Source organism: Mycobacterium scrofulaceum (assembly GCF_001667885.1).
In the GTDB taxonomy this organism is placed as follows: Bacteria; Actinomycetota; Actinomycetes; order Mycobacteriales; family Mycobacteriaceae; genus Mycobacterium; species Mycobacterium scrofulaceum_C.
Genome location: NZ_LZJW01000075.1, coordinates 75,428 through 99,697 on the forward strand (window position 1 = coordinate 75,428; position 24,270 = coordinate 99,697).

Below are 24,270 nucleotides of genomic sequence, written 5' to 3' on the forward strand. Positions count from 1 at the left end.
CCCGTCCTTTCCCCGCCGGAAATCCTACTAACCCTGCGGGCCCGCGCTCTCCGGTGGTCAGCGCCACAGCCGCGGCTGCACGCCCAGCATCCGGGCCCGGATCCACCACATCGCCTCGACGGCGGCGGCGCCGAGCACACCGATCCCCACGGCGGTCGAGGTCACCACGACATCGGACGGGTCGAGCAGGAACGCCTTGCGGGCCAGCGGGATGCTGAAGATCACGACGTAGGCCGCGGCCGAGCCGATGACCAGCGCGACCCGCCACCACTGATAGGGGCGAGCGACCACCGCGAGCACCCACAACGCCGTCATCAGCAGCGTGATCAGGGCCGCGGTGGACGCCTGCTCCTGTTGCTGAAAGCTGGCGTGCCGGCCGTGGTAGGCCAGCAGGTAGGACGCGAAGGTCGCGGTGCCGACAATCAGCCCAGACGGGAGCGCCGAGCTCAGCACCCGTCGGACGAAGCCCGGATTGGCGCGTTCGTTGTTGGGGGCGAGCGAGAGGATGAACGACGGGATTCCGATGGTGAACCACGCCGCGATGGTCACGTGGATCGGCTGAAACGGGTAGAGCAGGGGGTCGGCCTTGATCGCCTTGGAGAACAGGCACTCGATGCCGACCAGCAGCGCAAGCAGCACCGAGTAGACGGTCTTGGTCAAGAACAGGTTGGCGACCCGCTCGATGTTGCCGATCACCCGCCGGCCCTCGGCAACGACATACGGCAGGGTGGCGAACCTGTTGTCCAGCAACACGATTTGCGCGACGGCACGCGACGCCGGGCTGCCGGCGCCCATCGCGACGCCGATGTCGGCATCCTTCAGGGCCAGCACGTCGTTGACGCCGTCGCCGGTCATCGCGACGGTGTGCCCGTGCGATTGCAGGGCATGCACGATCGCCCTCTTCTGGTCGGGCCGCACCCGGCCGAACGTGGTGTAGGCATCCAGCGCGTCGGCCAGTTGCGCGGGCTCCGACGGCAGCCGGCGCGCGTCCATCGTCTCACCGCGCAGCCCGAGTTTGTCCGCGACGGCACCGACGGACACCGCGTTGTCGCCGGAGATCACCTTCACCGAAACACCTTGCTCGGCAAAGTAATCCAATGTATCCGCGGCGTCCGGGCGTACCCTCTGTTCGAGGATCACCAGCGCCTGGGGGGTGACGCGGCCGGGGGCGTCCCGGTGGTCGACGGCCACGTCACCGGTGCCGACCAGCAACACCCGCAACCCCTGCGCGCCGATGCGCTCGGCCCGCTCGGCCGCCGCCGACGCCGGGTCGAGCAGCACGTCGGGCGCCCCGATCACCCAGTTGCCGTGGTCCCCGTAGGACACCCCGCTCCACTTGGTCGACGACTTGAACGGCGCGGTCGCCGTGGCGGTCCAGTCGGGTGGCCGTTGATAGGTCTCGGCAATCGCCTGCATGCTGGCGTTGGGACGCGGGTCGGCGGCGGCCAACGCCGCCAGCGCCTGCTCGACGTTGTCCCGTTGCGCCGCTTCGAGTTCCTCGACCCCCGCCACGCGCATGCCGTTTTCGGTCAGGGTGCCGGTCTTGTCGGCGCAGACCACATCGACGCGGGCCAGCCCCTCGATGGCGGGCAGCTCCTGCACCAGGCACCGGCGCTGGCCGAGCCGGATCACCCCGACGGCGAATGCGACCGACGTCAGCAAGACGAGTCCTTCGGGCACCATCGGCACCAGCGCGCCCACCGTCCGCAGCACCGACTGCCGCCAGCCCGCATGGGTGGTGAAGAACTGGGTGTAGATCGTCAGCAGGCCGGCGGGCACCAACAGGTAGGTGATGAACTGCAGGATGCGGTTGATGCCGTTGCGCAGTTCGGATTTGACCAGGGTGAACTTGCTGGCCTCCTCGGCGAGCTTGGCGGCGTAAGCCTCCGGTCCGACCTTGGTGGCCCGGTAGGCGCCGGTCCCGGCGACGACGAAGCTGCCCGACATCACGGCGTCGCCGGTGGCCTTGCCGATCGGGTCGGCCTCACCGGTCAGCAGCGACTCGTCGATCTCGAGGTTCGTCTCTTCGACGACCTCGCCGTCCACGACGATCTGGTCGCCAGGCCCGAGTTCGATGATGTCATCGAGCACCACCTCGTCCGGCGGCAGAGTCCGAGTCCCGGACTGCCTGCGCACCAACGGTTTCGCCTGCCCCACGATCGCCAGTGCATCGAGCGTCTGCTTGGCCCGGATCTCCTGGACCATGCCGACGACGCTGTTGGCGACGATGAGCAGGCCGAACATCCCGTTGATCACCGAGCCCGTCGCCAACACGATCAGCAGCAGCACGCCCAGGATCGCGTTGATCCGGGTGAAGACGTTGGCCCGCACGATGTCCGGGATGCTGCGGGTGGCGCGTTCCCGGACGGCGTTGCTCTTGCCGTCGGCGACCCGCTGCGCCACCTCGGCATCGGTCAGACCGGCGATCATCGGGTGAACGTTCCCAGCTTGTCGGAGTCGTAGTACTCCAGGTACAGCGTATTGCCGGAGAACACCGCTTTGGAAACCGTTCCCGGCGGGGCGTTTTCGTTGGTCAGACCGAAGGTGAAGGTATCGCCGTCCCAATGCGTCAGGGCGACCGGGGGGTTCTTCGGTCCGATCGCCAGCTGCAGGACGCCGTCGCGTTCCGTGACGACGGCCGGACCCCAGTAGTCGCTGGCGTACACGCCGGTGTAGTCGCCGAGCGGCCGGGCCGGGGCGGGGTTGGCCGGCGGCTGCTTGCCGACCAGCGAGCCCTCCGGATTGTTCAGCCAGCCGATCGCCTTCTTGTACAGCGCACCCCAGTCCTCGCGGATCTGGCCGTACTCAACGAGATCCACGAATTGGGCGGTCAGCGTTTCCGGGATGCCGTAGGGCGAACCGTTCGTCAGCGCGATGATGGCCAGGTCCTGCGAGGGCAGCGCCACGAAGTTCGTGGCCGCCCCCAGATCGAAAGCGCCGGAATGGCTGTATTGGGTGCGCCCCGAGGAATCGACCGACGCGTTGAAGCCGTATCCGTAGAACCCGGACCGCGCCCCGGGCACCTTTGCGGGCACCGAAACCACCTGCGGGCTCACGGCAGGCAGCAGCGCCTCCGGCGAGCTGATCCGCTGGCCATTGTGAGTTCCGTTGCCCAGCAACATCATCAGCCAGCGGGCCATGTCGTTCACCGACGAACTCACGCCGCCCGCCGGTGACTGGGGGTCGGGGTCGCGCTGGAATCGGGGCTCCCACCTGTCGGCGATCTTGATGTGGTTGACCGCGCGGTTGGGCCGGGCGACGAAGTCGGCGAATCGCGAACTCGTCGAGGCCATTCCGAGGGGCCGGTAGAGCACCTGGTCGGACAGGTCCTCCCAGGACTTCCCCGCCGCGGCGGCCACCGCCTCGGCGGCCGCTGTCACGCCATAGTTGGTGTAGGCGTAGCTGGCCCGAAAAGGGGCCAGCGGCAGGAACTTCAGTCGCTCGAGGGTCTGCCGTCGGTCGTACCCCAGATCTTCGAGTTTGTCACCGGCGTGGTCGGGCAGCCCGGACCGGTGCGAATAGAGGTCAGCGACGGTCACGTGGCCGGTGACGTAGGGATCGCTGAGCGTGAACCACGGCAACTTGGCCACGATCGGGGTGTCCCAGGCGACGACATTGTCACTGACTTCGTGCGCAACCACCGTGGAGCCGACCGATTTCGACACCGACGCCAGCTGGAAGACGGTGTCGGCATCGACCTTGTTGTCCTGGCCCTGCCCCTTGCTGGCATCCTTGATGCCGAAGCCCTTGGCGTACAAGACTTTCCCGCTGTGGACGATGGCCACGGCCATTCCCGGGACGCCGGTGCCCTTCATCAGGTCGCCGACCAGGCCGTCGACTTTTGCGACGGCGTCGTCGATGCGGCCGGCGGGGATCGCAACGCCGGACACCTCGTTGGGCGGTGCGTCAGAGAGCGCGGGCGGGCTGGAAGCCGGCTGCGCGGGTCCGCATCCGGTCACGCCGAGCAGCACCGCGACAGCGGCCGCGGCCGCGCGTTTGGTCATGGCGGAACTCTAGCCCGGTGACGATGCCCGCCGGGGCTGACGTGTGGTCGCAGCACCCCCCTGCGAAAGAAGCAAGCGAATCATGGGCGGTGGCGTGAGAAGGCGCTCGGCCCCGAATCAGAGCCGCCACCAGGCGTTCGATTTGACCGGCGCCGCGTGATCGACGCGCTGGCCCGGGGCGGGCACCGCGACGTTGACCCGTTCCGGTTCCGCGGCCGTGAGCAGCCGCTCGACCGGCTCGGACCACGGATGGGGGGCCAGCCGGAAGGTGCCCCAATGGATCGGTACCAGCAGCCCGGCCTCGGTGAGGTCGCGGTGCGCCCGGACCGCCTCCTCGGGATTCATGTGGACGTCCGGCCATGCGGTGTTGTAGGCCCCGATGGGCAGCAGGGTCAGGTCGAACGGTCCGTGCTCTTCGCCGATGTGCGCGAAGCTCTTGGTGTAGCCGGTGTCGCCGCCGAAATACGCGCGACGATTCGGCCCGACGAAGGCCCACGATGCCCAGAGCGTGGTGTTGCGGTCCAGGAAGCGACCCGAGAAGTGCCGTGCCGGCAGGCAAGTCACGATGAGCTCGTCGACCTTGGCGCTCTGATGCCAGTCGAGTTCGACGATGCGGTGCTCGGGTATGTCCCACGCTCGCAGGTGGGCGCCGACACCGAGCGGTACGAAGAAGGGGGCCCGCTGCGTGCGGGCCAAAGCCATCACCGTGTCGATGTCGAGGTGGTCGTAGTGGTCGTGGCTGATCACCACCGCATCGACGGCGGGCAGCCCTTCCAATTGCACCGGCGGCGGATGCAGCCGCTGCGGCCCCACGATGTCCGACGGTGAGCACCGGTCGCTCCATACCGGGTCCGTCAGCACCCGGTAACCGTCGATTTCCAGTAGCGCCGTCGAGTGGCCGAACCAGCTGACGGCGAGCCGGTGGGGATCACCATCGAAGATCGCCGGCGCGGCCAACGGGATCGGCGAAGCCGGCCGGCCCACGCCGCGATTGCCGATCAGCTCCCAGACGACCAGCCGCAGTTCCTCGCGGTCCATGACGAAGTCCGAGGCGGGGTCGAGGTTGACGAACACGCCGTCGCGGTAGTTCGGTGATCCCTCGGCCACCGCCCGGATGGCGGCGGGGTGCGCACCGAGGGCCGCCGGCGCCCCGTGCAGCGCCCGGACCACCCAGCTGCCGGCCGCCAGCGACGCCGTACCCGCGGCCAGCCGCAGCGCCCCCCGCAGCATGACGCTCAGGCCCCCTGGAACTTCGGCGGCCGCTTTTCGATGCGGGCCACCTGGGCCTCGATGACGTCCTGGCTCTTCCACGCTTTGTCGAAGAGCTCCTTGTGCTCCGGCAACGAGTCCTCCATGGCACCGTCGTCGTTGAGCACCCGCTTGGCGTGCTGGATTGCCAATGGGGCCAGGCCGGCGATTTCGGCGGCCCACGCCTGGGCGTCCGCCAACGTGCCGATGCGGTTGGCCATTCCGGTCTGCAACGCGGCGTCGGCGGTCAGCTTCTCGGCGGTCAGCAGCATCGCACTGGCCCGGCCGTGACCGACCAGCGAAGACAACCGCCGGATGCTCCAGTTATCCAGTGCCAGACCGTATTTCGACGTCGGGAACTGAAAGAACGCCTCCGGTGCGACGACCCGCAGATCGCATCGCATGGCCAGCTGCAGGCCCGCGCCGATGGCGGGCCCGTTGATGGCGCCGATCAGCGGGATCAGCGTGGCATCCATCATCTTGTGCAGCTCGATGAGCCGGTCGGGGTAGTCGGCGGCGAACGCATCACCGCTCAGGTCCGCGCCGGCGCAGAACACCGTGCCCTCGCCGGTCAGCACGATGGCCCGCACCGTGCCGTCGCTCGCTTTCTGGAAGGCCTCCCGCAACTCCTCGACGAGCTGGGAATTGAGGGCGTTGCGGCGTTCGGGCCGCTGCAGCTCAAGGGTCAGCACGGCTTCGGCCTGGGTAACACCGATCATGGCAGCCACCCTATATAGCCTCGTGTCGTGAGTCGTATCACGGCTGCTCAGCTGCGCGACGCGGTGCTGGACGACGGTTCCTTCGTCCGCTGGGACAGCGAGCCGCTCGCCATCCCGGTCAGCGAGGCGTATTCGCGCGAGTTGGCCGACGCGCGGGCGGCGACCGGCCTGGACGAATCGGTGCTGACGGGCGAGGGCCGCATCTACGGGCGCCGGGTGGCGGTCGTGGTGTGCGAGTTCGGCTTCCTGGGCGGCTCGATCGGCGTGGCGGCGGCCGAGCGGATCACCGCCGCGGTGCAGCGAGCGACCGCCGAGGGCCTGCCGTTACTGGCCTCGCCGAGTTCCGGCGGCACCCGCATGCAGGAGGGCACGGTCGCGTTTTTACAGATGGTGAAGATCGCCGCCGCGGTGCGACTGCACAAGCGGGCCCACCTGCCCTACCTGGTCTACCTGCGCAACCCGACGACCGGCGGGGTGTTCGCGTCGTGGGGATCGCTGGGCCATGTCACGGTGGCCGAGCCGGGTGCCATGGTCGGCTTCCTCGGGCCCCGGGTGTACCAGCTGCTCTATGGCGAACCGTTCCCCGAGGGCGTCCAGACGGCGGAGAACCTGCACCGCCACGGCGTGATCGACGGTGTCGTCGCGGTCGACGAGCTGCGCCGGATGCTCAACCGCGCGCTGACCGTCATCGCCGACGCGCCCGAGCCGCTACCGGCGGCTTCGCCGGCCGAACCCATCCCCGACGTGCCGGCGTGGGACTCCGTGGTCGCGTCCCGGCGCCCCGACCGTCCGGGTGTCGGGCTGTTGTTGCGCCACGGGGCCACCGATCTGGTGCTGCTGTCGGGGACGGGGCAGGGGGAAGCGGCGACGACCCTGTTGGCGCTGGCCCGCTTCGCCGGTCAGCCCGCGGTGGTGCTGGGCCAGCAGCGGGTGACGGGCGGGATGGTGGGCCCGGCGTCGCTGCGCGAGGCCCGGCGCGGGATGGCGCTGGCCGCCGAGCTGCGCCTGCCGCTGGTGCTGGTGATCGATACCGCGGGGCCCGCGCTGTCGGCCGAGGCCGAACAGGGCGGGCTGGCCGGCCAGATCGCCCAGTGCCTGGCCGAGCTGGTCACGCTCGATACCCCGACGGTGTCGGTGCTGCTCGGCCAGGGCAGCGGCGGCCCGGCGCTGGCGATGGTGCCCGCCGACCGGGTGCTGGCCGCTTTGCACGGCTGGCTGGCGCCACTGCCGCCGGAAGGCGCCAGCGCGATCGTCTTCCGCGACACCGATCACGCCCCCGAACTCGCTGCCGCGCAAGGCATTCGGTCGGCCGACCTGCTGGCCTCTGGCATCGTCGACGCCGTCGTGCCCGAGCATCCCGACGCCGCCGACGAACCGGTCGAGTTCTGTCAGCGCCTCTCGCGTGCCATCGCCGCCGAGGTGCACGGGCTGCGCGCGCTGCCGGCCGACGCGCGGCTGGCCACCCGATTGCAGCGTTATCGGCGCATCGGGTTGCCCTGAAATCGCGCCAGAGCGACTCGCGACACTTAAACCATGCACACGACACGCCGGAAAGCGCCGCCATGGTTTAAGTCTCGCGCTCCCCATCCGGCAGTCCGAGGTAGCGCGCGATGGTGGGGCCGAGCCAGTCGACGATCTCGTCACGGCTCATCTGCACCACCGGGGGCAGCCGTAACACGAAGCGGCACAACGCCATCCCCAGAATCTGGGTCGCGATCAGCCCGGCCCGCAGGCCGGACTCCGGGGGCGGCACGAAGGCATCGACCAGTGGCCGGATCTGGGCACCGAAGATTTGGTGCATCCGTTGCGCCGCTTCGCCGTTGGTGGTGCTGGACCGCAGCAGAATCACCAGCGCCTCGTCGCCTTCCCAGCGTTCGAGGAAGTGCCGAACCAGCGACCGCCCGACCTGCGCCCGGTCGATCGTCGTGAAGTCGGGAAACCGCAAGTCGAATTCGGCCGCGGCGGCGAACAGCTTGTCCTTGCTGCCGTAGTAGCGCATGACCATCGCGGGGTCGATCCCCGCGTCGGCGGCGATGGCCCGAATCGTCGCGCCCTGGAAGCCCACCGCGCCGAAGCGCTCGCGGGCCGCCGCCAGGATCACCGCCTTGGTCTCGTCCGACGACCTTCTCATGTCAACAATTGTAGGCCAACAACTGTTGACATCGGGCCATTGGCGCGCCAGCATGGAGATATGCCAACAAGCGTTGACTAAAAGAGCGAGGAGAAGGGCCGACCATGAAAGACACCGATGTCCTGGTGGTAGGCGCAGGTCCGACCGGCCTGACACTCGCCGCCGCACTCCTGCGCCGAGGCATTCAGGCGACCGTGGTGGACAAGCTGGCGGCGGGCGCCAACACGTCCCGCGCCGCGGCCATCAACGCCCGCACCCTGGAAGTTCTCGAAGAGCTCGACGTCACCAGGCGGATGGTCAAGGCCGGGGTGATCGCGCCGCGATTCACCATGCGGCAAGGCCGGCGCGTCTTGATCCCCGTCGACTTCAGCGAGCTGCCGACCGAGCATCCGTACACCCTGATGCTTTCTCAGGCCGACACCGAGCGGCTGCTGCTCGAGCGGCTGCGGGAACTGGGCGGCGAGGTGATCCGCCCCAAGACTTTGCACCGCATCACCCAGGACGCGAACGGGGTCACAGCCACCTTCGACGACGGCGACATCGTCAGGGCCGACTACGCGGTCGGGGCCGACGGCATGAACAGCGCCGTTCGCAACCAGGCCGGAATCGGCTTCGCCGGTGGCGAATTCGCGGAGTCTTTCACGCTCGCCGACGTCCGCGTGACCGGCGAAGCGCCCGGCAACGAGGTGATCCTGTTCTACGCCAAAGACGGCCTGACCGTCCTGGCGCCGCTGCCCGGTGACATCTTCCGCGTCGTCGCCCCCACCGCCGATGCGCCGCAACAACCTTCGGCGGAGTTTGTCCAGGCGCTACTGGACACCCGCGGCTTCGGGCCGGGTCAAACGGTTGTGACCGAACTGGTGTGGGGATCGCGCTTCCACATCCATCACCGCGTCGCGGACAGCTATCGGGCCGGCCGACTGCTGCTGGCCGGCGACGCGGCCCACGTGCACAGCCCGGCCGGCGGCCAGGGGATGAACCTGGGGATCACCGACGCGGTGGCGCTGGCCGGGGCGCTCGCCGAGGTCCTGCGGGGAGGCTCGGACACCGCGCTCGACGCCTACAGCGCCGCGCAACGCCGACGCGCGGAGCGGGTGCTGACACTGACGGGGCGCCTGACGCGGGTGGCGACCCTGCCACGCCCGTTGCGCCCCCTGCGCAACACCGGAATGCGCCTGGCCGCAGGGGTTCCGGCGGTGCGCCGGCGGCTGGCGCTACGGTTGAGTGGGCTCACCACCGAATGATCCAAATCCACACCGGTCCAACAGGAATAGCAGGCCCGGTGCGCTGGACGGTCACCACGACCGCGAGTCGCGGCGGAACGACTGACAAGCGAATGTCCAGTCCCGCCAAAGATATTGACGCGGTCGCGCCGATACCAGCGCGCAGTTTCGGCGCAGCGTCGAAAACGTAACCTTTTAGGCACCGGCGACCCATCCAGGGCACCGCCCCACTCGACAATCAGGCAAGATGGGCGGCATGGACACTGGTGGGACTTCGCCTCGCGTCTTGGTCGTCGACGACGACTCCGATGTGCTCGCCTCGCTGGAACGCGGCCTGCGGCTGTCCGGATTCGAGGTGTCGACCGCGGTCGACGGCGCCGAAGCCTTGCGCAGCGCCACCGAGACCCGGCCGGACGCGATCGTGCTCGACATCAACATGCCCGTGCTGGACGGCGTCAGCGTCGTGACGGCGCTCCGGGCGATGGACAACGACGTCCCGGTCTGCGTGCTGTCCGCCCGCAGCTCGGTCGACGACCGGGTGGCCGGACTGGAGGCCGGCGCCGACGACTACTTGGTCAAACCGTTCGTGTTGGCCGAGCTCGTCGCGCGGGTGAAGGCGCTCCTGCGCCGCCGCGGCGCGACCGCAACCTCCTCCTCCGAGACCATCACCGTGGGCCCGCTCGAGGTGGACATCCCCGGCCGGCGCGCCCGGGTCAACGGCGTCGACGTCGACCTGACCAAGCGGGAGTTCGACCTGCTCGCCGTGCTGGCCGAGCACAAGACCGCCGTGCTGTCCCGCGCCCAGCTGTTGGAGCTGGTGTGGGGTTACGACTTCGCCGCCGACACCAACGTCGTCGACGTGTTCATCGGTTACCTGCGCCGCAAGCTCGAGGCCAACGGCGGGCCCAGGCTGCTGCACACGGTCCGCGGAGTAGGGTTCGTCCTGCGCATGCAGTAACCAGGCGAGCGGCCATGAATTTTCTGTCTCGGATCCTGACCCGTACGCCGTCGCTACGCGCCCGCGTCGTGGTCGCGACGGTCATCGGCGCGGCGATTCCCGTTCTGATCGTCGGCGTCGTCGTCTGGGTGGGCATCACCAACGACCGCAAGGAGCGGCTGGACCGTCGCCTTGACGAGGCCGCCGGCTTCGCCATCCCTTTCCTGCCGCGCGGCCTCGACGAAATCCCGCGCTCCCCCAACAACAACGACGCCATCATGACCATCCGCCGTGGCGACCTGGTCAAGTCGAACTCCAACGTGACGCTGCCCAAGCTGGACGTCGACTATGCGGACGCGTACGTCAACGGCGTGCGGTATCGGGTGCGGACGGTGGTGATTCCCGCGCCGGAGCCCACGTCGCTGGCCGTGGGCGCGACGTACGACGCGACCCTCGCCGAAACCAACAACCTGCACCGGCGGGTGCTGCTGATCTGTGGCTTCGCCATCGGCGCGGCCGCGGTGTTCGCCTGGTCGCTCGCCGCGTTCGCCGTGCGCCCGTTCAAACAGCTCGCCGAGCAGACCCGATCGATCGACGCGGGAGACGAGGCACCGCGGGTGGAGGTGCACGGCGCCACCGAGGCCGTCGAGATCGCCGAGGCCATGCGCGGCATGCTGCAGCGCATCTGGAACGAGCAGAACCGGACCAAGGAGGCGCTGGCGTCGGCCCGCGACTTCGCCGCCGTGTCGTCGCATGAGCTGCGCACCCCGCTGACCGCGATGCGCACCAACCTCGAGGTGCTGTCCACGCTGGACATGACCGACGACCAACGCAAAGAGGTGCTGAGCGACGTCATCCGCACCCAGTCACGGATCGAAGCCACCCTGAGCGCACTTGAGCGGCTGGCCCAGGGCGAATTGTCGACCTCCGACGACCACGTGCCCGTCGACATCACCGAGCTGCTGGACCGCGCCGCTCACGACGCGATGCGCATCTACCCCGACCTCGACGTGTCGCTGGTGCCGTCGCCGACGTGCATCATCGTCGGCCTGCCGGCCGGGTTGCGCCTGGCGGTGGACAACGCGATCGCCAATGCCGTCAAGCACGGCGGCGCGACCCGTGTCCAGCTCTCCGCGGTCAGCTCGCGCGCCGGGGTCGAGATCGCGATCGACGACAACGGCACCGGCGTCCCCGAGGACGAACGCGACGTGGTGTTCGAGCGGTTCTCCCGCGGGTCGACCGCCTCGCATTCGGGCTCGGGGCTGGGGTTGGCGTTGGTGGCTCAGCAAGCCCACTTGCACCGCGGGACGGCGGCACTGGAAAGCAGCCCGCTGGGCGGCGCCCGGCTGGTGCTGCGGCTCCCCGGCCCGAGCTAACTCGATTCGCCAAGGGCACAAGGCTTTTGACCGGCTCGCGGCGCGCGCCCGTCCGGCCGGCCCGCGATTGGTGACCTACCGAGCCGCCCCCTGCCGGGTCGGGCACACTGGAGCGATGGCCAACGGCAAGAAACCGACCGACAGCGAAACCCTGGCACACATCCGCGACCTGGTCGCCGAGGAGAAAGCCCTGCGGGCACAGCTGCTCCAGCGCGACATCTCCGAATCGGAGGAGCACGATCGCCTGCGGCGGCTCGAGGTCGAGCTCGACCAGTGCTGGGACCTGCTGCGGCAGCGTCGCGCGCTGCGCGACAGCGGCGGCGACCCGCGCGAGGCGGAGGTGCGTCCGCCCGACGAGGTCGAGGGCTACCTGAACTGAGCCACGCCGCGGATGTCGACGCCGTCGTCATAGGCGGCGGCCACAACGGCCTGGTGGCCGCGGCGTATCTGGCCCGGGCGGGCCTCCGGGTGCGGTTGCTGGAGCGGCTCGGGCACATCGGCGGAGCAGCCGTCTCGGCGCAGCCCTTCGACGGGGTAGGTGTGCGGCTGTCGCGGTACTCCTACCTGGTCAGTTTGTTGCCGCCCCGCATCGTCGACGACCTGGGCGCCGGGGTGCGGCTGGCCCGGCGGCGGTACTCGTCGTACACGCCGGATGCCGCCACCGGGGGCCGCCGTGGGCTGCTGATCGGGGCGGCCGGTGACACGTTCGCCGCGATCGGCGCCGGCCCCGATGAGCACGGGTTCGCCGCGTTCTACGAAAGCTGCCGGCTGGTGACCCAGCGGCTCTGGCCGACGCTGCTGGAACCGCTGCGCACCCGCGAGCAGGCCCGCCGACGGGTAGCTGAAGGCGGTGAAGCGGCGGCCGCGTGGCGCGTGCTGATCGACGAGCCGATCGGCGGTGCCATCACCGCGGCCGTCGGCAACGACGTCGTCCGCGGCGTGATCGCGACCGACGCGCTGATCGGAACGTTCGCCCGCCTCGACGACGCGTCGCTGATCCAGAATGTCTGCTTCCTATATCACGTGCTCGGCGGCGGGACCGGGGACTGGGATGTCCCGGTCGGCGGGATGGGCGCGCTGACCGAAGCACTCGCGGGCGCCGCCGTGCGTCATGGCGCCGAAATCACCACCGGCGCTGAGGTTTACGCCGTCGAACCGGACGGCGTCGTCCGGTTCCGCGCCCGCGACGAGGAGCACCTGATCCGGGCCCGGTTCGTCCTCGCGGGAGTGACGCCGGCGGTACTGGCCGGCCTGCTCGGGGAACGACCGCCCACCCGCGCCCAGGGCGCACAAGTCAAGGTCAACATGGTGCTGCGGCGGCTGCCCCGGTTGCGGGACGACGCGGTCACGGCCGAGCAGGCCTTCGCCGGGACGTTTCACGTCAACGAGGCCTGGACACAACTCGATACGGCATACGCGCGGGCGGCCGCCGGGCACGTCCCTGATCCGCTGCCCTGCGAAGCCTATTGCCATTCGCTGACCGACCCGAGCATCCTGTCGGCCGACCTGTGCGAGGCGGGCGCCCACACGATGACGGTGTTCGGCCTGCACACCCCGCACTCGCTGTTCGACGGCACCTACTCCGGCGCGCTGCGCGACCGGCTGACCGAGTCGGTGCTGGCGTCGCTGAATTCCGTTCTGGCCGAACCCATTCAGGAGCTGTTACTGCCCGACGCGCACGGACGCCCCTGCATCGAGACGACGACCACCCTCGACCTGCACCGCACGCTGCGGATGACTGCCGGCAACATCTTCCACGGCGGCCTGGCCTGGCCGTTCGCGGACGACGACGACCCGCTGGACACACCGGCGCGGCAATGGGGGGTGGCCACCGCGCACGAGCGGGTCATGCTGTGCGGCTCCGGCGCCCGCCGCGGGGGTGCGGTGTCCGGCATCGGCGGGCACAACGCAGCTATGGCCGTGCTGGCCTCGCTGTGAGCAGCTTCTGACCCGCGTCGCCCGGCTACGCCGCGCTCGCGATCACCACTAGCTCGACGGTGGCGACCCGCGTCGCCCGGCTACGCCGCGCTCGCGATCACCACTAGCGCGCGTCGATGGTCTTATAGTCCCGCTCGGTGTAGCCGGTGTAGATCTGGCGCGGACGGCCGATCTTGCTGTCGCCCTCGTCGTGCATCTCGCGCCAGTGCGCGATCCAGCCGGGCAGCCGGCCCAACGCGAACAGCACCGTGAACATCCGGACCGGGAAGCCCAGGGCCCGGTAGATCAGCCCGGTGTAGAAGTCGACGTTGGGGTACAGCTTGCGCTCGATGAAGTAGTCGTCGGTCAGCGCCGCCTCTTCCAATTCCTTGGCGATCTCCAGCAGCGGGTCTCCGCCGAGCTTGGCCAGGATCTTGTCAGCCTGTTCCTTGACGATGCGGGCGCGGGGGTCGTAGTTCTTGTACACCCGGTGGCCGAAGCCCATCAGCTTCACGCCCTCTTCGCGGTTCTTCACCTTACGGACGAACTCGCTGACGTCGTCGCCACTTTCGCGGATCTGCTCGAGCATCTCGAGCACCGCCTGGTTGGCGCCGCCGTGCAGCGGTCCCCACAGCGCGTTGATGCCACCGGAGATCGAGGTGAACAGGTTGGCCCGCGACGACCCCACCAGCCGCACCGTCGACGTCGAGCAGTTCTGCTCGTGATCGGCGTGCAGGATCAGCAGCATGTCCAGCGCCCGGACCACCTCGGGATCGGCCTGATACGGCTCGGCCGGCAGCCCGAACGTCATCCGCAGGAAGTTCTCCACCAGCGACAGGTTGTTGTCCGGGTACAGGAACGGCTGGCCGACGGACTTCTTGTAGGCGTACGCGGCGATGGTGGGCAGTTTCGCGAGCAGGCGGATCGTCGACAGCTCGACCTGGTTGTTGTCCATCGGGTCGAGCGCGTCGGGGTAGTAGGCGCTCAACGCGTTCACCACGCTGGACAGCACCGGCATGGGGTGCGCGTTGCGGGGGAAGCCGTCGAAAAAGCGCTTGAGGTCCTCGTGCAGCATGGTGTGCAGCTGGATCCGCTTGGTGAATTCGGCCAGCTGGTCGGAGTCCGGCAGCTCCCCGTAGATCAGCAGGTAGCTCACCTCGATGAAGGTCGACTTCTCGGCGAGCTGCTCGATCGGGTACCCGCGGTAGCGCAGGATGCCGGCGTCACCGTCGATGTAGGTGATGGCGCTCTTGCATGCGGCGGTGTTGACGAAGCCGTTGTCGAAGGTGGTGTGCCCGGTCTTGGACAACAGGGGACCGAGCGCAATGCCGTCAGCACCTTCGGTGGCGTGAACGATTTCTAAATCGATCTCGCCCCCCGGGTACTTCAGAGTTGCGGTGTCGTCGGTGTCGGCCACGAGAACCCCTTTGCGCTCTGGCTGGTATGGCTGCCCTGACTAGGTGCTTATAGGTGAAGGTAGTCGTTGTTGCGTTCGCGTGCCTGCCCGGGGTCGAGTCTGCGGCGTCGCGACGACCCTGGGCGCGGGCTAGGGCTGGAGGCGCTCGACCTGAGCGCCGGTGACCCGGATCCGGTTATGCAACCGGTTCTCCCGCTCCTGCCAGAATTCGACCGACTCGGGAGCGAGCAGGTAACCGCCCCAGCCCGGCGGCACCGGGATCCGGTCCTGGTCGACGAAGCGCGCGGTCACCTCCGCCAACTGGTCGAGCAGCGCCGCACGCGACGCGACCGGCCGGGACTGCTGCGACGCCCACGCGCCCAGCTGCGAGCCGCGCGGCCGCTTGGACCAATAGTCCTCGGTGGCCTCCGGGGTGACCTTGCTCACCGGGCCGCGCAGGTGCACCTGCCGCCCCAGCTGGTACCACGGAAACGTCACCGACGCGTACGGCGTCGCGGCCAGGTCGGCGCCCTTGGCGGAGTCATAGTTGGTGAAAAATGTGATCCCGGACTCGTCCACGCTCTTGCACAGCACCGTTCGGCTCGCCGGCCGGCCGTCCGTGACGGTGGCCAGCACCATGGCGTTCGGCTCGGCAATGCCGGCACGCTCTGCGTCGTCGATCCATTTGCGCAACAAGGCAACCCAACCGTCGTCGAGCCAATCCGCGTCGAGATCGGGACTGCCGTCCTTTTCCACCGATCCGTATTCCACGCGCATCCTTTGCAGGTGCTCGGGGTCTGGTCCTGCCATCGCGCCAACGCTACCGGGGCTTGCTACCGGCCGGTAGCGTCGGCCCGAGGGTGGGGTGCGAGAATTTCGCCTATGACTGTGGTCCCCGAAGACTTTGTTCCCGGCCTCGAGGGCGTGGTCGCCTTCACGACCGAGATCGCCGAACCGGATAAAGACGGCGGCGCGCTGCGCTACCGCGGCGTGGACATCCAAGACCTGGTGAATCAGCAGGTCACCTTCGGTGATGTGTGGGCCCTGCTGGTCGACGGCAAGTTCGGCCACGGATTGCCGCCCGCCGAGCCGTTCCCGCTGCCCATCCACACCGGCGACGTGCGCGTCGACGTGCAGGCGGGCCTGGCGATGCTGGCCCCGATCTGGGGATACCGGCCGCTGCTCGATACCGACGACGCCACGGCGCGCGACCAGCTGGCCCGGGCGTCCGTGATGGCGCTGTCCTACGTCGCGCAGTCCGCCCGCGGCATCTACCAGCCGGCGGTTCCGCAGCGGATCATCGACGAATGTTCAACCGTCACAGCGCGTTTCATGACGCGCTGGCAGGGCGAGCCCGACCCGCGGCACGTCGAGGCGATCGACGCCTACTGGGTGTCGGCCGCCGAGCACGGCATGAACGCCTCGACGTTCACCGCGCGCGTGATCGCGTCCACCGGGGCGGACGTCGCGGCGGCGTTGTCCGGGGCGATCGGGGCCATGAGCGGGCCGCTGCACGGCGGCGCGCCGGCCCGCGTCCTGCCGATGATCGAAGAGGTCGAGCGCACCGGCGATGCCCGCGCCCTGGTCAAGAGAATTTTGGACAGCGGGGACAAGCTGATGGGCTTCGGCCACCGGGTCTACCGCGCGGAGGACCCGCGTGCGCGGGTGCTGCGCGCGACCGCGGAGCGCCTCGGCGCGCCGCGGCATGAGGTCGCGGTCGCGCTGGAGCAGGCCGCCCTGGCAGAGCTGCGTGAGCGCCGCCCGGACCGCGCGATCGAGACCAACGTCGAGTTCTGGGCGGCCGTGATCCTGGACTTCGCCCAGGTGCCCGCCAACATGATGCCCGCGATGTTCACCTGCGGGCGCACCGCGGGATGGTGCGCGCACATCCTCGAGCAGAAGCGGCTGGGCAAGCTGGTTCGCCCGTCGGCGATCTATGTGGGACCGGGTCCGCGCAGCCCGGAATCCGTCGAGGGTTGGGACCGCAGCCTCACCCACGCCTGAGGCGGGTCCTGTTGTCGGTGCCCGGCGATTAAATGAATGTCGCCGCGATGAGTTTGTGTCGCGGGCGCAGTCATAACTCGCGAGCCTGCCCGCCCGAGGCCGGCCTGGGAACTGAGAACAAGGAGAACCACAATGGCGATCAACATCGAGCCCGCCCTGTCCCCGCACCTGGTGGTCGACGACGCGGCCGCGGCGATCGACTTCTACGTCAAGGCCTTTGGCGCCGAGGAAATCGGGCGTGTGCCTCGCCCGGACGGCAAGCTCGTCCACGCCGCGGTGCGCATCAACGGCTTTCTGGTCATGCTCAACGACGATTTCCCCGAGGTGTGTGGCGGGAAGTCGATGACGCCCAAGTCGTTGGGCGGCACCCCGGTCACCATCCACCTGACGGTCACCGACGTCGACGCCAAGTTCCAGCGCGCGCTGGATGCCGGCGCCACCGTGGTCGCTCCGTTGGACGACCAGTTCTGGGGTGACCGCTACGGCGTGGTCGCGGACCCGTTCGGCCACCACTGGTCGATGGGACAGCCGGTCCGCGAGGTCGGCTACGACGAGATCCAGGCGGCGATGGCCGGGCAGGGCGCCGGTTAGCCAAGCAGGCGGTCCAGCAGCCGGCGTCGCGGCGGCGGCCCGGCTGCTGCGGCGGCGGCGAGCATGTCGGCCACGTCGGTGAATTTTCCGCGCGGCCGGCCCTCGGCGCTGCCGCGAGCGATCTCGGCGGCGTCGATGGCTCGCCAGCCGCGAGCATCGACGGCGTCGGGCTGCCGGTCCCCCACCAACTCGGCCAGCGCCTCGGGCTCCGCCACCGGATCGCCGAGCCTGCCGGCGTTGAAGTCGGCGACCAGGGCGTGCACGGTCTGCAGCGAACACGATTTGTTCGTGCCGATGAATCCGCTCGGGCCGCGCTTGATCCAGCCCGCGACATAGGCCCCGGACACCGGTTCCCCCGAGGCGGGGTCGACCACCCGCCCGCCTTCGTTCGGGACGACAGCCGCCGACTCGTCGAACGGCAGACCGGCAATCGGCTTGCCACGGTAGCCAATTGACGTCAGCACCAGACCCGCGTCCAATCGGCGCAGCTCGTCGCTCCCGGTGGCTTCGAACTCCACGCCGGTGGCGCGTCGCTCACCCAGAACCCGCCTTGGGGTGAGCTGGTAGGCCAGCCGGATCCGCGGCCGGCCGGTTCCCTGCGCCGGCGACGAGTCATCGCCGAGCGTGGTCAGGATTTCCAGCTTGCGCTTGGTCAGGCCGTCCCTGGCGCTCGCCAGGTCGGCCGCCACCAGTGCGTGATCGGCCGCGCTGAGCACGACATCGGACGAACCCGTGAGCCCGATCAGTTCGGGCAGGGTGAATGCCGACTGGGCGGGTCCCCGCCGGGCGGCGACCACCACTTCGCGGACCGCCGAAGCGCGCAGCGCCGCCAGCGCACGATCGGAGATGTCGGTGCGGGCCAGGTCGTCGGGGTCGGCCGTGAGCACCCGGGCCACGTCCAGGGCGACGTTCCCGTTGCCGACGATCACCACCCGCTCGTGGCCGAGATCGACTGGCAGATCGGCGAAGTCGGGATGCCCGTTGATCCACGCGACCAATTCGGTGGCGGTTCCGGTGCCCGGCAGGCCCATGCCCTCGATGTCCAGGCGACGGTCGTCGGGCGCCCCGACGGCGTACAACACGGCGTGGTGGTGGGCGAGCAGATCCGAGTGGCTCAGGTGCTTGCCGACCTCGACGTTGAGGTAGAACCGGAAGCGCCGATGCCCGGCGACGCGGTCGAACAGCCGCGTGACGCGCTTGGTGTTCTGGTGATCGGGCGCCACCCCCGCGCGCACCAGGCCGTAGGGCGTCGGCAGCTTCTCAAACACGTTCACCCGCACGCCATGCTGCGTGAGCAGTTCGTCGGCGGCGTACATGGCCGCCGGCCCGGACCCGACGATGGCCACGGTCAGCGGCCGGCGCCGCGCACGCACCTGGGCGGCCGGGATCACCGGGGCCAGCTTCGAGGTCGGGGGCAATTTCTCACCTTCGGGACGCTCGGGGTAGAAGGATGCGTTGATCTCGACGAACGGCAGCTGCTTGATGTCCAGCCGGGTGTCCGGCGCGATCGCGCCGACGGGGCAGGCGCTCACGCACGCGCCGCAGTCGACACACGCCACCGGATCGATATAGAGCATCTCCGAAGTGGCGAAGCCGGGCTCGTCGGGCGTGGGGTGAATGCAGTTCACCGGGCACGCGAAGACACAGGACCCGTCGTTACAGCACGACTGGGTAATGACGTGCGGCATAGGCGATTACCCGTGCGGTCCTAGGCGGCCGGCGCCGCGGCCAGGTGCTGGCGCTGCGGCTCGCTGCGGTAACGGGACGGCTTGCCGTCTATCTTGCAGAGCCGCCACATGAGCCGCGCCGACCGGGTCTCCATCAGTCCGGTGTCGTGGGCCAGCATCCGGACGTCGCCGAACATGTCGCTCAGCCACTTTCGCGATTCCGGCGACCGGAAGAACAGCTCCCGCTTCACCTCGCGCGGAATGTCGAACTCCTGCCAGAAGGCCTTGGGCGGCACCACGATTGCCCGGCACAGCACCTTCATCGTCAGCGGCAGGTACAGCGCTGTCCAGAATCGCTGGCGACGCGTCAACTGCGGCACCCGCTTGCGCAGGAACTCGTGGGCGAAGGAGATGTGCCGCGCCTCTTCGGCGACGTGAATGGCCATCACGCGCTCCATGATCGGGTGCAGCGACTTGCCCTCGCGCAGAACGTTTTTCTGCGTGTGGTCGATCGGCTCCTCGCCGGCCAGCACGCCGATGAAGAACGCCACCGGCAACGGACCGGCCACCAGCGGAACCAGCGGCGAGAGCCACTTGAGCAGGCGCGGCATGCCCGGCACGTCGGCGCCGACCCGGTTGACCATCTCCTGGAACATCATCGTGTGGTTGCACTCTTCAACCGACTCGTGCAGGCAGTACCGGTACTCCGGGGAGCCGTTCGGCACCCAGAACGTGTAGTTCATCAGGCCGCGGATCAGGATCGACTCGAAGTGCAGCCCGACCTTGGCGACGTTGGCCTGGCGCCACATGCCGATCTTGATCTTGCGCTCGTCGGACTGCGCCTGATACCAGGGATGGCGGCCCAACGGGTCGGTCGCCGGCAAAATCCACCGAGGATCGTTCTCCGTGACGGCGAATTCCGGCGAATCCCAGTCGATGTCGGTGTACGGGTTGAAGTTCCGCCGCACCGACCCCTCGGACAGTGTGGCGAGCGTGTTCACGTACTCGGTGTCGTCGCGCACTTCCATATTGCGGCGCCAACGCCGAACCATGCGTGTCCTGGCCATATCCAAGCCTCCCCAACGAGGTTTACATTTGGACGTGCTGTGTCTAGACAGTACCGCAGGTACCGCATATCTTCCAGACCCCTTGCGGGCACTGTGGCCTGACCAGTGGTCAGGGTTTTGATGTGCCCTGCCTCACACCTCGCGAAACACCACACCCGCCGCGCCAGCGGTTTTGCCCCGGCCGCCGGGTTCGGCAGTCGGACCGCTGCGTGGCGGGTCACATCCGCTCACTACCCTGATGGGCATGGCTGACCAGCTCGAGCTTCCCTCCGATATCAAACCCCGCGATGGCCGCTTCGGATGCGGCCCCTCCAAGGTGCGGCCCGAACAGTTGCAGGCCCTGACCACCACCGCGGCCCCGCTCTTCGGCACCTCGCACCGGCAGTCGCCCGTCAAGAATCTGGTCGGGCGGGTCCGGTCCGGGCTGGCCGAGCTGTTTTCCGTGCCGGACGGTTATGAGGTCATCCTCGGCAACGGCGGCGCGACGGCGTTCTGGGACGCGGCGGCGTTCGGGCTGATCGACAAGCGCTCGCTGCACCTGTCCTTCGGCGAGTTCAGCTCGAAGTTCGCGTCGGCGGTCACCAACAATCCGTTCATCGGGGACCCCATCGTCATCAAGGCGGATGCCGGCAGCGCGCCCGAGCCGCAGAGCGACCCCTCGGTCGACGTGATCGCCTGGGCGCACAACGAGACGTCGACCGGGGTGGCGGTGCCGATCCGCCGGCCCGCCGACTCGGGCGAGGCCCTGGTCGTCATCGACGCCACCTCCGGCGCCGGCGGCCTGCCGGTGGACATCGCCGAGACCGATGCCTACTACTTCTCGCCGCAGAAGAATTTCGCCAGCGACGGGGGCCTGTGGCTGGCCATCATGAGCCCGGCCGCCCTGGCGCGGGTGGAGTCCATCGCCGGATCCGGCCGCTGGGTACCCGACTTTCTGTCGCTGCCGATCGCGGTGGACAACAGCCTGAAGAACCAGACGTACAACACCCCGGCGATCGGCACCCTGGCTCTGATGGCCGAGCAGATCGACTGGATGCTGGGCAACGGCGGCCTGGAGTGGGCCGTCAAGCGCACGGCCGACTCGTCCCAGCGGTTGTACTCCTGGGCCCAGGAGCGGCCCTACACCACGCCGTTCGTCGCCGACCCGGCCCTGCGGTCCCAGGTGGTGGGCACCATCGATTTCGTCGACGACGTCGACGCGGCGGCAGTCGCGAAGATTCTGCGGGCGAACGGCATCGTCGATGTCGAGCCGTACCGCAAACTCGGCCGCAACCAGCTGCGGGTCGGGATGTTCCCGGCGGTCGAACCCGACGACGTCAGCGCCCTGACCCAGTGCATCGACTGGGTGGTCGAGAAGCTGTAACCGCCTCGCAATCAGCACGCAACCGCCCAGCGTGTCAGCACCGGTTATGGGCGTTAGCTGAACTAGAGTGCGCACGAGACGGGTCCGTCGACCTGCACGGAGCCTGCGAGGAGAAGCCATGCGGGAACTCAAAATGGTTGGGGTCGATGCCGACGGCAAACACATCATCTGCGAAGCCGGCGACCCGGGGGAACCGTTCAAGCTCGCGGTCGACGATCAGCTGAAAGCCGCTGTGCGCGGCGAGACGGTGTCACCGGAGCAACCGCAACTCGACATACAGGTCACAAACATGTTGAGCCCCAAAGAAATTCAAGCCAGAATCCGAGCCGGTGCGTCGGTCGAGCAGGTGGCCGCGGCGTCGGGCTCCGACATCTCACGGGTTCGCCGGTTCGCGCATCCGGTGTTGCTGGAACGTGCGCGCGCCGCGGAGCTGGCAACGGCCGCTCATCCGGTGCTCGCCGATGGCCCCGCGGTTCTCAGCCTGCTGGAGACCGTGAGCTCTGCCCTGGTGACGCGGGGTCTGGAACCCGACCGGCTCAGCTGGGACGCCTGGCGCAACGAGGACAGCCGCTGGACCGTGCAGCTTGCCTGGAAGGCCGGCCGGTCCGACAACATCGCGCACTTCTCGTATGCGCCCGGCGCGCACGGCGGAACGGTGACGGCGATCGACGACGCGGCCAAGGAGCTGATCGACCCGAACTTCGACCGTCCGCTGCGGCCGCTGGCCCGGGTGTCCCACGTCGACTTCGAGGAGCCGGCGAAGCCGGCAGCCGCGGCTCCGGAAGAGCCGCCCGCTCCCCCAGAGCAGCCGGTGCACACTCGCCGGGGCAAGCCCGTCATCCCCGCTTGGGAGGACGTGCTGCTCGGCGTGCGCTCGGGGGGACAGCGCTAGACGGATGGTGGCGCTACCGCGCCACCGTCAGCGCGAGCAGCGTCAGCCAGGCTCCCGCCACCCCGACGCCCGCGCCCAGCAGGAACCAGCGCAGTACCAGCTTGTGCCGCCAGCCCCACAGCGTGGGCGCCAGCCCGCCGGCGGCGACGACGTTGAGTCCGACCGCCAGCAGCGGATGCACCCGGACCAGTCCCAGGCTCAGCACAACGATGGCGGCCCCGGTGACCGCGGCGACGAACCCGGCGACCGTCAAACCCGTTGCCCAGGGCACGGAATCGTTGGTCACGACCCGAGCCTAACCCGCTCGTAGAACGCCAAGGCGGCCGCGGTGGCGACGTTGAGGGAGTCGGTGCCGCGCGACATCGGGATGCGCACGCGCACGTCGCTCGAGCGCAGAGCGGCCGGCGTGAGGCCCGGCCCCTCGGCGCCCACCAGCACCGCGACGCGTTCGTCGCGGACGGCCGCCATGGCCTCGGGCAGGGCGCACGCCTTCTCGTGCGGGGTCATTGCCAGCAGTCGAAACCCGTTGTCTTTCAGCACCGTCAAGTCCGCGGGCCAGTCCGACGCTCGCGCATACGGGACCAATAGGACGTGGCCCATGGAGACCCGCACGGCGCGACGGTAAAGCGGGTCGGCGCAACCGCTGCCGAACACCACCGCGTCCACGCCCAGTCCGGCCGCGTTGCGAAAGATCGAACCGAGGTTCTCGTGGTCGTTGACGCCCTCGAGCACCGCGACGGTGCGGGCACGCTGGATCAGTTCGGCGAGGCCGGGCTCCGGCACCCTGCGGGCCGCCGCCAGCACACCGCGGTTCAGGTGGAAGCCCACCACCTGGGCCATGACATCGGCGGAGGTCCGGTAGAACGGCACGGCGCGGCCCACCAGGTCGCCGGCGAGCTCGGCGAGCCGGCGGTCGGTCCCGAGCAGGGCGTGCGGGGTGAACCGGGAGGCGAGCATGCGCTGGACGACGAGCACGCCTTCGGCGATCACCAGTCCCTTGCCGGACGGCAGGTCGGGGCGGCGGTCGACGCTGTTCAGGTCGCGGAAGTCGTCGAGCCGCGGGTCGCCGGGATCGGTGACGTCCTGAACGTTGAGGCGATCGGTTCCGTCGCTCACGGGCCTTCGTCGACCAAGGCCAACATCAGGTCGGCCGCGTTGCGCAGGGTGTCGCGCTGCTCGTTGTCCAGCGTCGCAAGCCGCTTGGCCAACCACTCCTGGCGGGCGCGCCGGGTCGCCTTGACCAGCTCGGCGCCGGACTGGGAAACCGAGACCAGCACCTGTCGGCCGTCGATGGGATGCGGGGCGCGGTCCACCAGGCCCATGTCGGCCAGCGAAGCGATCACGCGCGTCATCGACGGCGGCCGGACGCGTTCGCGGATTGCCAGCGCGCCGGGCGTCATCGGACCCTCGTTGGCCAATGTCGCCAGCGCCGACAGTTGGGACAACGAGACTGGCGACGACGGGTTTCGGAACCGCAGTTGGCGGGCGAGCCGCATGACCGCCAGCGACAGATCGCTGGCCAGCCGCGCATCGCTGTCAGGCATGGCGCGAGGTTACACGGAACCTCGAGGAATCGGGATACGAAACGGTGAACGACGGGCTGTGGTCGTCACCGCCGGGTGGGTCAACGATCGCCGAACCGCTTGGCCGGGCGCTCAACCCGCGCTGCGCAGGCGTTTTGGGTTCGCGCCGGCGCGCATGTGGGTGTTTTGAACCAGCCCGGCGGCGGCTATGT

At 69.1% G+C, this 24,270-nt stretch carries 22 protein-coding genes; 10 read left to right on the top strand and 12 right to left on the bottom strand.

The window, feature by feature from the left end:
- Window positions 1–57 precede the first annotated feature (57 nt).
- The 4 genes from A5681_RS10775 to A5681_RS10790 form a co-directional block, all read right to left on the bottom strand.
- A complete protein-coding gene (locus A5681_RS10775) occupies window positions 58–2,430 on the bottom strand; it encodes a cation-translocating P-type ATPase (protein WP_067273470.1) in 2,373 nt (790 codons plus the stop codon).
- Complete coding sequence (locus A5681_RS10780) at window positions 2,427–4,004, bottom strand: serine hydrolase (protein ID WP_067273473.1); 1,578 nt, start codon at window positions 4,002–4,004, stop codon at window positions 2,427–2,429. Before A5681_RS10780 ends, A5681_RS10775 begins: the two co-directional genes overlap by 4 nt.
- Window positions 4,005–4,121: 117 nt before the next feature.
- Complete coding sequence (locus tag A5681_RS10785) at window positions 4,122–5,234, bottom strand: MBL fold metallo-hydrolase (RefSeq protein ID WP_156737936.1); 1,113 nt, start codon at window positions 5,232–5,234, stop codon at window positions 4,122–4,124.
- A 5-nt stretch (window positions 5,235–5,239) separates the two neighbouring features.
- Window positions 5,240–5,971: an enoyl-CoA hydratase gene (locus tag A5681_RS10790; RefSeq protein WP_067273475.1), complete on the bottom strand. Its 732-nt coding sequence runs from the start codon at window positions 5,969–5,971 to the stop codon at window positions 5,240–5,242.
- Window positions 5,972–5,998: 27 nt separating this feature from the next.
- Between A5681_RS10790 and A5681_RS10795 the strand changes: the two genes are divergently transcribed.
- Window positions 5,999–7,471, top strand: coding sequence for an acetyl-coenzyme A carboxylase carboxyl transferase subunits beta/alpha (locus A5681_RS10795; protein WP_067273478.1), 1,473 nt, complete (start codon window positions 5,999–6,001; stop codon window positions 7,469–7,471).
- Window positions 7,472–7,538: 67 nt separating this feature from the next.
- Here A5681_RS10795 and A5681_RS10800 read toward each other — a convergent pair whose 3' ends face one another.
- The gene (locus A5681_RS10800) at window positions 7,539–8,102 is read right to left on the bottom strand and encodes a TetR/AcrR family transcriptional regulator (protein ID WP_067273489.1); all 564 of its coding nucleotides are present in this window, start codon (window positions 8,100–8,102) and stop codon (window positions 7,539–7,541) included.
- Between the two features lie 104 nt (window positions 8,103–8,206).
- Here A5681_RS10800 and A5681_RS10805 point away from each other — a divergent pair, with 104 nt between their 5' ends.
- From A5681_RS10805 to A5681_RS10825, 5 genes are all read left to right on the top strand, one after another.
- A complete protein-coding gene (locus tag A5681_RS10805) occupies window positions 8,207–9,346 on the top strand; it encodes an FAD-dependent oxidoreductase (protein ID WP_067273492.1) in 1,140 nt (379 codons plus the stop codon).
- Between the two features lie 226 nt (window positions 9,347–9,572).
- The gene (gene prrA, locus A5681_RS10810; RefSeq protein WP_007168707.1) at window positions 9,573–10,283 is read left to right on the top strand and encodes a two-component system response regulator PrrA; all 711 of its coding nucleotides are present in this window, start codon (window positions 9,573–9,575) and stop codon (window positions 10,281–10,283) included.
- A gap of 14 nt (window positions 10,284–10,297) precedes the next feature.
- Entirely contained in the window at window positions 10,298–11,638 is a 1,341-nt protein-coding gene (locus A5681_RS10815) for a sensor histidine kinase (protein ID WP_067273495.1), read from the top strand.
- 115 nt (window positions 11,639–11,753) lie between these two features.
- On the top strand, window positions 11,754–12,017 hold the full coding sequence (locus tag A5681_RS10820; protein ID WP_067273496.1) for a DUF2630 family protein: 264 nt from the start codon (window positions 11,754–11,756) through the stop codon (window positions 12,015–12,017).
- Window positions 12,014–13,576, top strand: a complete 1,563-nt coding sequence (locus A5681_RS10825) for a phytoene desaturase family protein (protein ID WP_067274067.1) — start codon at window positions 12,014–12,016, stop codon at window positions 13,574–13,576. The genes A5681_RS10820 and A5681_RS10825 overlap by 4 nt, the downstream gene beginning before the upstream one ends.
- 103 nt (window positions 13,577–13,679) lie before the next feature.
- On the opposite strand, the gene A5681_RS10830 is transcribed toward A5681_RS10825, so the two are convergent.
- Window positions 13,680–14,972, bottom strand: a complete 1,293-nt coding sequence (locus A5681_RS10830; protein WP_067273497.1) for a citrate synthase — start codon at window positions 14,970–14,972, stop codon at window positions 13,680–13,682.
- Between the two features lie 129 nt (window positions 14,973–15,101).
- Window positions 15,102–15,761: a pyridoxamine 5'-phosphate oxidase gene (gene pdxH / locus A5681_RS10835; RefSeq protein ID WP_067273498.1), complete on the bottom strand. Its 660-nt coding sequence runs from the start codon at window positions 15,759–15,761 to the stop codon at window positions 15,102–15,104.
- Window positions 15,762–15,833: 72 nt separating this feature from the next.
- Here pdxH and A5681_RS10840 point away from each other — a divergent pair, with 72 nt between their 5' ends.
- Window positions 15,834–16,955 (top strand): citrate synthase 2, encoded by a 1,122-nt coding sequence (locus A5681_RS10840; protein WP_067273501.1) that lies wholly within the window; start codon window positions 15,834–15,836, stop codon window positions 16,953–16,955.
- 132 nt (window positions 16,956–17,087) lie between these two features.
- A complete protein-coding gene (locus tag A5681_RS10845) occupies window positions 17,088–17,546 on the top strand; it encodes a VOC family protein (protein ID WP_067273505.1) in 459 nt (152 codons plus the stop codon).
- Here A5681_RS10845 and A5681_RS10850 read toward each other — a convergent pair.
- On the bottom strand, window positions 17,543–19,234 hold the full coding sequence (locus A5681_RS10850; protein ID WP_067273510.1) for an FAD-dependent oxidoreductase: 1,692 nt from the start codon (window positions 19,232–19,234) through the stop codon (window positions 17,543–17,545). The genes A5681_RS10845 and A5681_RS10850 overlap by 4 nt on opposite strands.
- A gap of 20 nt (window positions 19,235–19,254) precedes the next feature.
- Window positions 19,255–20,280: an AurF N-oxygenase family protein gene (locus A5681_RS10855; RefSeq protein ID WP_067273514.1), complete on the bottom strand. Its 1,026-nt coding sequence runs from the start codon at window positions 20,278–20,280 to the stop codon at window positions 19,255–19,257.
- 244 nt (window positions 20,281–20,524) lie between these two features.
- On the opposite strand from A5681_RS10855, the gene serC reads away from it, so the two are divergent.
- Both serC and sepH read left to right on the top strand, forming a co-directional pair.
- On the top strand, window positions 20,525–21,643 hold the full coding sequence (serC, locus tag A5681_RS10860) for a phosphoserine transaminase (RefSeq protein WP_067274071.1): 1,119 nt from the start codon (window positions 20,525–20,527) through the stop codon (window positions 21,641–21,643).
- Window positions 21,644–21,761: 118 nt separating this feature from the next.
- Window positions 21,762–22,535, top strand: coding sequence for a septation protein SepH (gene sepH, locus A5681_RS10865; RefSeq protein ID WP_067273518.1), 774 nt, complete (start codon window positions 21,762–21,764; stop codon window positions 22,533–22,535).
- A 13-nt stretch (window positions 22,536–22,548) separates the two neighbouring features.
- Here the strand turns inward: sepH and A5681_RS10870 are convergent, their stop codons facing one another.
- Genes A5681_RS10870 through A5681_RS10880 form a run of 3 tightly spaced genes read right to left on the bottom strand, consistent with a single transcriptional unit; the run spans window position 22,549 to window position 24,079 of the window.
- Complete coding sequence (locus tag A5681_RS10870; RefSeq protein WP_067273521.1) at window positions 22,549–22,821, bottom strand: DUF2537 domain-containing protein; 273 nt, start codon at window positions 22,819–22,821, stop codon at window positions 22,549–22,551.
- Window positions 22,818–23,651, bottom strand: a complete 834-nt coding sequence (locus A5681_RS10875) for a TrmH family RNA methyltransferase (protein ID WP_067273525.1) — start codon at window positions 23,649–23,651, stop codon at window positions 22,818–22,820. The genes A5681_RS10870 and A5681_RS10875 overlap by 4 nt, the downstream gene beginning before the upstream one ends.
- A complete protein-coding gene (locus tag A5681_RS10880; RefSeq protein ID WP_067273529.1) occupies window positions 23,648–24,079 on the bottom strand; it encodes a MarR family transcriptional regulator in 432 nt (143 codons plus the stop codon). Before A5681_RS10880 ends, A5681_RS10875 begins: the two co-directional genes overlap by 4 nt.
- Window positions 24,080–24,270 lie beyond the last annotated feature (191 nt).